Source organism: Streptomyces sp. RPA4-2, from assembly GCF_012273515.2.
Classification (GTDB): domain Bacteria; phylum Actinomycetota; class Actinomycetes; order Streptomycetales; family Streptomycetaceae; genus Streptomyces; species Streptomyces kaempferi.
This window is the reverse complement of sequence record NZ_CP050975.2, coordinates 3211342-3222552: the sequence shown is the minus strand read 5'-3', so window position 1 is coordinate 3222552 and position 11211 is coordinate 3211342. Positions and strand designations below refer to the sequence as shown.

Sequence of the window (11211 nt, the reverse complement as noted above, 5' to 3'; positions counted from 1 at the left end):
GAAGCGGTCCCGAAGCGGCACTCTAGGTCGAGTCCCTCCTGAGGGATACGAGATTGAGTTATTACGTTGTTATCAAAGGGCCGCCAGGCCCTTGTGTTGTCCCTTAGGGTCCGTTACGCGAAGTAATATTTGAATATTGTTCAGTTTTTTGGCGCGATCGTAACCGTCGCGCGGCGTGTCGCGTGCCCCGGAAGCCCGTCGCGACGCGCGCGGGTGCTGCGGTACCCTGACGCCATGCGTGCCGTACGCCTTCTGCTTAGTGAGCCGCGCTGATCAGTCCCGACCACTGACGACCCGTGGTCGGAATCGGCGCGGCCTCCCCTCCTGTGCGAGGGGATTTTTCATTTCTGAGCCGCTGGCAGAGACGATCGATGGAGCTTTGAGGATCATGAGCGAGACGAACCCCGCTGCCGCCTCCGAGGTGGCAGCGCCGCACCGCTACACGGCCGCGATGGCCGCGGAGATCGAAGCACGCTGGCAGGACTTCTGGGACGCCGAGGGCACGTACGAGGCACCGAACCCCAGCGGTGACCTGGCGGGCGATCCCGAGCTGGCCGCGAAGCCCAAGAAGTTCATCATGGACATGTTCCCGTACCCGTCCGGTGCGGGTCTGCACGTGGGGCACCCGCTGGGCTACATCGCCACCGACGTGTTCGCCCGCTTCCAGCGGATGACCGGTCACAACGTCCTGCACACCCTGGGCTTCGACGCCTTCGGCCTGCCCGCCGAGCAGTACGCCGTGCAGACCGGCACGCACCCGCGCGTGTCCACCGAGGCCAACATGGAGAACATGAAGGTCCAGCTGCGCGCGCTGGGCCTGGGCCACGACAAGCGCCGGTCGTTCGCCACGATCGACCCGGAGTACTACAAGTGGACCCAGTGGATCTTCCTGCAGATCTTCAACTCCTGGTACGACGACGAGGCCGGCAAGGCCCGTCCGATCTCCGCGCTGATCGCCCAGTTCGAGAGCGGTGACCGTGCCGTCGCGGGCGCTGACGGCCACGCGCGCGCGTGGAACGAGCTGACCGCCACCGAGCGCGCCGACACCCTGAGCGAGTACCGGCTGGCGTACGCCTCCGACGCGCCCGTCAACTGGTGCCCCGGGCTGGGCACCGTACTGGCCAACGAGGAGGTCACCGCGGACGGCCGCTCCGAGCGCGGCAACTTCCCCGTCTTCAAGGCCAAGCTGCGGCAGTGGAACATGCGGATCACGGCGTACGCCGACCGCCTGCTGGACGACCTGGAAGCGCTGGACTGGCCCGAGGCCATCAAGCTGCAGCAGCGCAACTGGATCGGGCGCTCCGAAGGCGCCCGCGTCGACTTCCCGGTCGACGGCGAGGCCATCACGGTCTTCACCACGCGCCAGGACACCCTGTTCGGCGCCACCTACATGGTGCTGGCCCCCGAGCACCCGCTGGTCGACAAGTTCGTCCCGGCGGCCTGGCCGGAGGGCACCCACGAGGTGTGGACCGGCGCGCACGCCACCCCGGCCGAGGCCGTCGCCGCCTACCGCGCGCAGGCCGCGTCGAAGTCCGACGTCGAGCGTCAGGCCGAGGCCAAGGACAAGACCGGCGTCTTCACCGGCGTGTACGCCACCAACCCCGTCAGCGGCGAGCGGATCCCCGTCTTCATCGCCGACTACGTACTGATGGGCTACGGCACCGGCGCCATCATGGCCGTCCCGGCGCACGACACCCGCGACTTCGCGTTCGCGCGCGCCTTCGAGCTGCCGATGCGCTGCGTCGTCGAGCCGAGCGACGACCGGGGCACCGACCCCTCGACGTGGGACGACGCCTTCGCCTCGTACGACGCGAAGATCGTCAACTCCTCGGGTGCCGAGGTCTCCCTGGACGGTCTGGGCGTCGTCGAGGCCAAGGCGCGCATCACCGAGTGGCTGGCCCGCAGGGGCATCGGCGAGGGCACCGTCAACTTCCGGCTGCGCGACTGGCTGTTCAGCCGTCAGCGCTACTGGGGCGAGCCCTTCCCGATCGTGTACGACGAGGACGGCGTCGCCCACGCGCTGCCCGAGTCGATGCTGCCCCTGGAGCTGCCGGAGGTCGAGGACTACTCACCGCGCACCTTCGACCCGGACGACGCGAACACCTCCCCGGAGACGCCGCTGTCCCGCAACGAGGACTGGGTCGACGTCACCCTGGACCTGGGCGACGGCCGCGGCCCGCGGAAGTACCGCCGCGAGACCAACACCATGCCCAACTGGGCCGGTTCCTGCTGGTACGAACTGCGCTACCTGGACCCGCACAACGACCGGAAGCTGGTCGACCCGGCCATCGAGCAGTACTGGATGGGCCCGCGCGAGGGCCGGCCCACCGGCGGTGTCGACCTGTACGTGGGCGGCGCCGAGCACGCCGTGCTGCACCTGCTGTACGCGCGCTTCTGGTCGAAGGTCCTGTTCGACCTGGGCCATGTCTCCTCGGCGGAGCCGTTCCACAAGCTGTTCAACCAGGGCATGATCCAGGCCTTCGTGTACCGCGACAGCCGTGGCATCGCCGTACCGGCCGCCGAGGTGGAGGAGCGCGACGGCGCCTACTACTACCAGGGCGAGAAGGTCTCCCGGCTGCTGGGCAAGATGGGCAAGTCCCTGAAGAACGCGGTCACTCCGGACGAGATCTGCGACGAGTACGGCGCGGACACACTGCGCCTGTACGAGATGGCGATGGGCCCCCTGGACGTGTCGCGACCGTGGGACACGCGCGCGGTGGTCGGCCAGTACCGGCTGCTGCAGCGTCTGTGGCGCAACGTCGTCGACGAGACGACCGGCGCGGTCACCGTCGTCGAGGACGGCACGGACAACACGGACGAGGACACGCTGCGGGTCCTGCACAAGGCGATCGACGGTGTGCGCCAGGACCTGGAGGGCCTGCGCTTCAACACGGCCATCGCCAAGGTCACCGAGCTGAACAACCACCTGACCAAGGCGGGCGGCCCGGTGTCGCGGACGGTCGCCGAGGCACTGGTGCTGCTGATCGCGCCGCTGGCCCCGCACATCGCCGAGGAGCTGTGGCGCAAGCTGGGTCACACGGACTCGGTGGTCCACCAGGACTTCCCCGTGGCCGATCCGGCGTACGTCGTGGACGAGGCCGTGACCTGCGTCGTGCAGATCAAGGGCAAGGTCAAGGCGCGCCTGGAGGTCTCCCCGTCGATCTCCGACGCGGAGCTGGAGAAGATCGCGCTGGCCGACGAGAAGGTCGTCGCGGCGCTGGACGGCGCGGGCATCCGCAAGGTGATCGTGCGGGCGCCGAAGCTGGTGAACATCGTCACCGCCTAGGGCGGACCGGAGGGCTCGCGCGCGGCTTGCTCACAGGTGTCCATGGCGGTCGGGTGTCCCTGGCGGTTTCGCGTGGCCCCGCGGGCAGGTTCGCGCGCGGGGATCACGTGAGGTCTCCCCGTCGGCCGGCCCCTTTTCGGGCAGGGACGTCGGGGTAGTCCCCTACGGGCAGGTTCGGGGTTCTTCCGGAACTCCGGACCTGCCCGTTGCGTTTACCGTTGAGGAGTGTCGTGGCAGTCGCCGCGACCGTCGGGAGGAGGAGCGTGGTGGAAGCCGTGATCGCAGTGATCGCTCTGCTCTTCCTGCTGTTCGTGGTCCTGGGCGCCTATGCCACGGTGAGGGTGATCGGCGCCGCCAGGCGCGGCGTGGACCGCACGATCTCGCAGGCCCGCCGCACGGTCGAGGACAGCACGCTTCGCGCCAGGACCTTCACCCAGTTCGGCGCGGCCGGCGAGATCGCCCAGCTGCGCCTGAAGCTGCGCACCTCGATGCGGGCCACACAGGACGCGCTGCACGCGGGCGTCGGCGAGGACGAGTCCCTGAGGGAATCCCTGGGGCTCTTCGAGCGGCTCAGCGCGCACGGGCGGGAGCTGGACGGCGAACTCAAGCGCCTGGAGACGGAACCGGACAAGGGCACCCTGGCCACCCGGCTGCCCGGACTGCGCGAGCGTACCGAGCGGATCACCGGGTCCGCGGACTCGCTGCGCTGGGCCGCGCGGGACCGGGCCCGCCGGTTCGCCGAGGACGATCTGGACTCGCTGAGCGCGCAGATCGACGTCGAGGCGGGCGCGCTGCGGCACTGGACGACCGAGCCGAACGCCACCTCCTCCTGGCCCGACGCACCGGGTCCGGACGCGACCGCCTCCGGCAGCCAGACCTGGCCGGGGCCCCCTCGGTCGCACCCGGCCGACGAGCCGTCGCGCTCCGCCATCACCCCGCCGGGGCGGCGTCCCACCTACCCTTGGCAGAAGAAGCCCCGCCCCGAGAGCACGACTTGACCCGACCTGGACCCCAGGTGAGAGGGGCCGGGCTGCCGTCCGGGCGCCCCGGCGGGTAACCTCCAGCTCATGTCCCGCCATGTCGCGATCGTCACCGATTCAACGGCCTACCTGCCGCCCCGGACGATGGAGCGCCACGGCATCACCGCGGTGCCCCTGACCGTGGTCCTCGGCGACCAGGCGCTCGAAGAAGGCACCGAGATCTCGGCCCGTTCCCTGGCCCAGGCACTCCAGAAGCGGCGCCCCGTCACCACATCCCGGCCCAGCCCCGAGGTGTTCGCCGCCACCTACCGCGCGATCGCCGAGTCGGGAGCGACCGGCATCGTCTCCCTCCATCTGTCCGCCGAGATCTCCGGCACCTACGACGCGGCCGTCCTCGCGGCGCGTGAGGCTCCCGTGCCCGTGCGCGTGGTGGACACCGGGATGGTCGCGATGGCCCTCGGGTTCTGCGCGCTGGCCGCGGCCCAGTCCGCGGAGGCGGGAGGCACCGTCGACGAGGCGGTCACGGCCGCGGAGAAGCGCGCCGCCGGCACCTCCACGTACTTCTACGTCGACACCCTCGACTATCTGCGCCGCGGAGGCCGGATCGGTGCGGCGCAGGCGCTGCTCGGCTCCGCGCTCGCGGTGAAGCCGCTGCTGCAACTCGACGGCGGCCGCATCGAACTCCTGGAGAAGGTACGCACGGCCTCGAAGGCGATCGCCCGGCTGGAGGAGATCGTGGCCGAACGCGCGGGCAGCGCCCAGGTCGACATCGCCGTCCACCACCTGGCCGCCCCCGAGCGGGCGTCGGCCCTCGCGGACCGGTTGCGGGCACGGGTGCCGGGTCTGGCCGATCTGCATGTGAGCGAGGTCGGTGCGGTGATCGGGGCGCACACCGGGCCAGGGTTGTTGGGGGCCGTCATCTCGCCTCGGTGAGGGCGGGGGGAACCGGTGGACCGGCCGTGCTGATCGCGTCGGCCGTGGCGATCGTGCCCGCCGGGCCGGTCACTTCGGGTATGCCGTGGCGGCCGGGCCGGGCCGGGTACGCGGAGTATGCCGTGCCGGCCGGGCCGGGTATGTCGGCTGTGAGCCCTGCGGGTGACGGAGTTGTCCACAACTCGTGGGTCGTCCACCGGAATTGAGCAAGATCATCGCGAGATGGCGAGGTGCCGGATCCTCGACGCATGGCACTTCGATCCCGCTCACGCACAGCCACACCGACCAGTGGACCGGGGCGCGGTCCCGTCTCCGACGGCCGCACCCACCATCGCCGCACCCACCCCCGCCGTCCGCACCCGCGAAGCCGCCCCGGCGCCGACGTTCGGCGCCATGACGCCCCCGCCGAGGCGCTCCGCCTGCGCGCGCGGGCGCTCTTCCCCGAATCGGGCCGGGAGGAAGAGGAGTCGGGGCACGGACCACCGGGGGCGGACCGGGACGTGGGAGCTCCCAGGGCGAGAACCTCGGCTGGGCTCGGGGCCGCCCGCGGCCGGGGCGGGGACCGGTCCGCGCGGAGCGGTGACGGTCCTCCGCCCGACGCGCCCTCAGATCAAGCGGCTCCGGCACCGGCCCCGGGCGGCCCCGCGGGTACCGGCGTTCCCGCGCGCGGCGCGGCGGCCGAGTGGCGCCACCGGGCCGGGCTCGCCGTACGGGAGCGGATGCCGCTGTGGCTCCAGTCGAGGTGTGGCCTGGAGCGCCGGAGTCTGGCGGCGCTCGGTGTGCTGCTCGTCGTCGCCGCCGTCTTCGCCGTGCAGCACTTCTGGGCGGGCCGGACACAACCGGTGCGGGCTCCCGAAGCGGTACGGGCGGTCGCTCCCTTCGGCGGAAAGGAGGAGCCGGAGGGCGGAAGCGGAGTCACGGAACCGTCGTCGGCGCAACCGGGCGGCCCGGCCGGGGCGGCGAACACCGCGGGTCCTGCCGGAACCGTGATCGTGGTGGACGTCAGCGGCAAGGTGCGCAGTCCCGGGCTCCAGCGCCTGCCCGCCGGGTCACGGGTCGAGGACGCGCTGCGGGCCGCGGGCGGGGTGCGGTCAGGGGCGGACACGGAGGGTCTCAACCGCGCGCGCCTCCTCGTGGACGGCGAGCAGGTCGTCGTCGGTGCTCCGGCACCCGTGACGGCGCCGGTCACGGGCGGCGGCTCCCTCGCAGGTGGTGCGGGCGCACCCGGCTCCGGGACGGCACCATCGGCTCCGGTCTCCCTCAACACGGCCACCGTGGAGCAGCTCGACACCCTCCCCGGTGTCGGTCCGGTGCTCGCCCAGCACATCGTCGAGTACCGCACCGAGCACGGGGGTTTCCACTCGGTCGACGAGCTCCGCGAGGTCAACGGAATCGGGGACCGCCGGTTCGCCGATCTGCAGAATCTCGTGCGGCCGTGAGCACGCGCGAGACCGGGATCACCCGTGAGGCCAGGAACACCTCCGAGACACCGGACACCCGTGTGGTCAGGGACAGCCGCGCGGTCAGGAATCGCCGGGCCGTGCACGCGGCCTCGGGCAAGCGGCTGGGGAGGTCGCATCCCCAGGAGGAAGGGCCGGCGGACCTGCGGCTCGTGCCGCCCGCTCTGGCGGCCTGGGGGACGGCGGCGCTGACGCTGGACGCGCCGGCCGGCTGGACCACCGCTGTGGTGGTGGGTTGCGTGGTCGTGGCCTGCGCCCTGCTGGCGGCGGGACGCGGGCGCACACACGCCACGGGCCGGAGGGACGGACCGCGACCGCGAGCGACGCCACCGACGCCGACGACGTGGCCGAGGGTGACCGTCGCCGCCGTGCTGCTCTGCGCCGCGGCGGCCGCCGCCTCCGCGGGACTGCACGGGGCGGATGTGCGCCGGGGGCCGGTCCCGTCCCTGGCGCGACAGTTCGCCCACGTGACCGTCGAGGCGGAGGTCACCTCCGACGCACGGCTCACCCGGCCACGGATCAAGGGGGACCACGCGGCTCCGACCGCCGTGCTGATCGACGCCGAGGTCCGGCGGGTGACGCGGGCGGACGGGAGCGGACGAGCCGTGGAGACGCGTACGCCGGTGCTGGTGATCGTCGACGCGAGGGCGCCGAGAGACTCGCCCGGGGCGGCCGACCGGCGGTCGCCCTGGCTGTCGCTCCTGCCGTCCACCCGGGTGAGGTTGGCAGGGCGGCTGGCGCCCGCGCTGTCGGACGGGGACCGGGTCGCGGCAGTGCTGCGCGTGCGGGGGAGCGGGCCGCCGCAGGTGGTGGGGGAGCCGTCCGGGCCGCAGCGGTTCGCCGGCCGGCTGCGCGAGGGACTGCGGCAGGCGACCGGCGGACTGGAAGCGGACGCGCGGGCCCTGCTGCCGGGGCTGGTCGTGGGGGACACCGCACGGGTCACACCGGAGCTGGACGACGCGTTCAAGGCGACGGATCTCACGCATCTGCTCGCGGTCAGCGGCGGAAACCTCGTGATTCTGCTGGCCCTGTTCATCGGACCGCCCGGCCTTGCCCAGCGCGCCGAGCGGCGCGGCCTCGCACCTCGGCTCGGCGTTCCACTGCGGACGACCGCGTTGCTGGGCGGCGCGGTCACACTCGGCTTCGTGATCGTCTGCCGGCCCGATCCGAGCGTGCTGCGGGCCGCGGCCTGTGGCTCGATCACCCTGCTCGCCATCGCGACCGGACGCCGCAGATCACTGATCCCCGCGCTGGCCACGGCCGTACTGCTGCTGGTGCTGTACGACCCCTGGCTGGCCCGTGGCTACGGCTTTCTGCTCTCCGTCCTGGCGACCGGCGCCCTGCTCACGCTCGCCCCGCGCTGGAGCGCGGCGCTCCGCAGGCACGGGGTGCCACCCCGGCCGGCCGAGGCGCTCGCGGCCGCGGGAGCCGCACAGGCGCTGTGCGCACCGGTCGTCGCCGTCCTCTCGGCACAGGTGAGCCTGGTGGCGGTGCCGTGCAATCTGCTCGCGGAGTTCGCCGTCGCGCCGGCCACCGTGCTGGGATTCGCGACGCTGGCGACCGCCCCGCTCACCCCGGTGGTCGCCAAGGCACTGGCGTGGTGCGCGAGTTGGCCGGCCCGGTGGATCGCGGACATCGCCCGGACCGGGGCGGCCCTGCCCGGTGGGGCCGTGGACTGGCCGGGAAGCTGGACGGGGGCGCTGCTGCTCGCCCTGGTCACGGCGGCCGTCGTGCTCCTCGGCCGACGGCTCCTGAAGCACCCCTGGGCGATCGGTGTGTGCCTGATGGTGTTCCTGCTGGTCGTGGTGCGGCCGGTACTGCTCACCAGGGTGATCACGGGATGGCCGCCGCCCGGCTGGCGGTTCGCGATGTGCGACGTGGGGCAGGGCGACGCGACGGTGCTGGCGGCGGGCGACGGCACCGCGGTGGTGGTGGACGCCGGGCCGGACCCGGGGCTGGTCGACCACTGTCTCAGCGCGCTCGGTGTCACCCGGATTCCGCTCGTCGTGCTCACGCACTTCCACGCCGATCATGTGGCGGGGCTGCCGGGGGTGTTGCGCGGTCGTTCCGTGGGGGCGATCGAGACGACCGGTTTCGAGGAGCCGCCGGACCAGGCCGAGTTCGTCCGGCGGGAGGCGGCCGCGCGGCACATCGAGGTGACGCGGGCCGTGGCCGGGGAGCGACGGCGGACGGGAAGCCTCGAATGGCAGGTGCTGTGGCCGGGGCCGAGTCCGCCGGGCCCTGTGCCGGACGGTCCGAACGACGCCAGTGTCGCCCTGCTCGTCCGGTCGGCCGGACTGCGGATGCTGCTCCTGGGGGACCTCGAACCACCGGTCCAGCGGGCGTTGTTGAGGTCGCCCGTCGCCGGTGAGCTGGCGGCCGTGGACGTGCTCAAGGTCGCCCATCATGGCTCCGCCTACCAGGATCCGGAGCTCATACGGAGGGTCGCTCCGCGGATCGCTCTGATCTCCTGCGGGAGGGACAACCCGTACGGGCACCCCGCTCCCGGCACGGTCGCGGCGCTGCGTGCGGGGGGTGCCGTGGTGCTGCGGACGGACAGGGACGGGGCACTGGCTGTCGTCGGTGCGGGCGCGGAGCTGGGCGTGGCGAGAGACTGAGGTCATGAATTCCGCACAGGCTGATGCCTACCTCCGCCGGATCGGTGCCCAGCACCCGGCGTGGCCCACCTCCGGGGTGCTGCGTGAGCTGCACCTCCGCCATCTCAAGACGGTGCCGTTCGAGAACCTGTCGATCCATCTGGGAGAGGGGATCGTGCTGGAGGAGAAACACCTGCTGGACAAGGTGGTGGGCGCGCGCAGGGGCGGCTTCTGCTACGAACTGAACGGTCTGTTCGGGGCGTTGCTGGGAGCGTTGGGCTTCGATGTGACGCTTCTCTCGGCCCGGACGTACGGCGACGAGGGACGGCTCGGGATTCCGTACGACCACCTCGCCTTGCGGGTGCGGACGGTGGACGGGGGCGACTGGCTGGCGGACGTCGGCTTCGGGGCGCACAGTCACTATCCGCTGGCTTTCGGGGAGCGGAGCGAACAGGCGGATCCGGGCGGCACGTTCAGGGTCGTCGAGGCGGGACCGGACGCGGCAGGGGTGCGGGGAGTCGGAGGGCGGCGGGAGGCCGAGGACCTGGACGTCATCCGGAACGCCGGACCGCAGTACCGCCTGGAGGTGCGGCCGCGGGTGCTCGGGGACTTCGTGGCCGGCGCCTGGTGGCACAGCACCTCGCCGATGTCGCATTTCGGCCGCTCGACGGTGTGTTCGCGGGTCACGGAGGACGGGGGGCGGATCACGCTCAGCGGCCGGAGCCTGACGGTGACAGCGCCGGACGGGACGAAGGAGGTGACGGAGCCGGCCACGGACGAGGAGGTGCTGGCGGTCTACCGGGAACGCTTCGGGATCGAACTGGACCAGGTGCCGGAGGTGCGGAAGGCCTGACCGGAGCGTCGGCGGAGGGGGTGACCGCCGGGGCGGGCACACGGGGGCACGCGTAGGTCAAAAGGCGTTACTCGGTCGCAGTCCCGGCACATGTGCTGGATTCCCGCGATGTACCCCCGTGTTGCCCCGAAAGCCGCACTGGTGATCGAATGCATCATTGTCAACAGATGTTTTCAAGTGGTGCGGGAGTGTCGTAGATGATCGGCCGCTGGTGGCGAAACCGAACGGACCGGGCGCAACGGACGGGTCCTCTCGCCGCGGTGCGGATGCCGCCCAGCGCCGGAGTGCTGAGCTGCCGGGTGCTCGATGCGGTCAACGAACCCGTGCCGCACGCGGAGTTCGCGGTCAGTGACGCCATGGGGCGCAAGGTGATGGGCGGAGGCACGGACCCGTACGGGTCGTTCGTGGCGACGGTGCCGGCCGGCGAGTACCGGCTCGCGGTGTCGGCGGAGGGGTACACGCCCTACCGCGCGAACGCCGTCGTCGGGGAGAACACGCTGGCCTCGCTCGGCGATGTGACGCTGCAGGTCGCCCAGCCGCCCGTCCTGCCGCGGCCGGGCGACTGGGACATCGAGCCGATGCACTCGTCGATCGCCTTCACCGCACGGCACATCGGGCTGGCCAGGATCCACGGGCGGTTCAACACGTTCGCCGGGGCGATAAGGATCGCCGAGGACATGGAGCAGTCGGCGATGCATGTGGTGATCGACGCGGCGTCAATCGACACCAACGTCAGGATGCGGGACGACCATCTGCGGTCGGGGGACTTCCTGGACGTGGCGCGCTTTCCGGCGCTGGAGTTCTACAGCGAACGCTTCGTGCACCGGGGCGGCAGCCGCTGGGCGGTGACCGGGGCGCTGTCGCTGCACGGCGTGACGCGCACGGTCACGCTCGACACGGAGTACCTCGGGCTCGGCAACGGGATGGAGGACGAGGTGCGGGCCGCCTGCCGGGCCACGACCGAGTTGCACCGCGACGACTTCACCGTCAGCTGGCAGACGATGCTCGCGCGGGGCATCGCGGTGGTCGGGCCGAGCATCAGGATCGAGCTGGACGTGCAGATCGTCCAGAAGGGCTGACCGGTGTGCTGACGAGTGCGCTG

At 71.9% G+C, this 11211-nt stretch carries 7 protein-coding genes; all 7 read left to right on the top strand.

Annotation, left to right across the window (positions count from 1 at the left end; all coding sequences use genetic code 11):
* The first annotated feature begins 388 nt into the window (after positions 1-388).
* The gene (gene leuS / locus HEP85_RS13925; RefSeq protein WP_168528064.1) at positions 389-3286 is read left to right on the top strand and encodes a leucine--tRNA ligase; all 2898 of its coding nucleotides are present in this window, start codon (positions 389-391) and stop codon (positions 3284-3286) included.
* A 266-nt stretch (positions 3287-3552) separates the two neighbouring features.
* A complete protein-coding gene (locus tag HEP85_RS13920) occupies positions 3553-4284 on the top strand; it encodes a hypothetical protein (protein WP_211118218.1) in 732 nt (243 codons plus the stop codon).
* A gap of 69 nt (positions 4285-4353) precedes the next feature.
* Positions 4354-5199, top strand: coding sequence for a DegV family protein (locus HEP85_RS13915; protein ID WP_168528062.1), 846 nt, complete (start codon positions 4354-4356; stop codon positions 5197-5199).
* A 248-nt stretch (positions 5200-5447) separates the two neighbouring features.
* Complete coding sequence (locus tag HEP85_RS13910) at positions 5448-6638, top strand: ComEA family DNA-binding protein (RefSeq protein ID WP_211117953.1); 1191 nt, start codon at positions 5448-5450, stop codon at positions 6636-6638.
* A gap of 101 nt (positions 6639-6739) precedes the next feature.
* Complete coding sequence (locus HEP85_RS13905) at positions 6740-9277, top strand: ComEC/Rec2 family competence protein (protein ID WP_369658118.1); 2538 nt, start codon at positions 6740-6742, stop codon at positions 9275-9277.
* A 4-nt stretch (positions 9278-9281) separates the two neighbouring features.
* On the top strand, positions 9282-10109 hold the full coding sequence (locus tag HEP85_RS13900) for an arylamine N-acetyltransferase (RefSeq protein ID WP_329287819.1): 828 nt from the start codon (positions 9282-9284) through the stop codon (positions 10107-10109).
* Between the two features lie 197 nt (positions 10110-10306).
* Positions 10307-11188, top strand: coding sequence for a YceI family protein (locus HEP85_RS13895; protein WP_329287818.1), 882 nt, complete (start codon positions 10307-10309; stop codon positions 11186-11188).
* Positions 11189-11211 lie beyond the last annotated feature (23 nt).

Coding starts and splice junctions, on each gene's coding strand:
- leuS (WP_168528064.1), top strand. CDS start 389: ATGAGCGAGACGAACCCCGCTGCCGCCTCCGAGGTGGCAGCGCCGCAC.
- HEP85_RS13915 (WP_168528062.1), top strand. CDS start 4,354: ATGTCCCGCCATGTCGCGATCGTCACCGATTCAACGGCCTACCTGCCG.
- HEP85_RS13910 (WP_211117953.1), top strand. CDS start 5,448: ATGGCACTTCGATCCCGCTCACGCACAGCCACACCGACCAGTGGACCG.
- HEP85_RS13900 (WP_329287819.1), top strand. CDS start 9,282: ATGAATTCCGCACAGGCTGATGCCTACCTCCGCCGGATCGGTGCCCAG.
- HEP85_RS13895 (WP_329287818.1), top strand. CDS start 10,307: ATGATCGGCCGCTGGTGGCGAAACCGAACGGACCGGGCGCAACGGACG.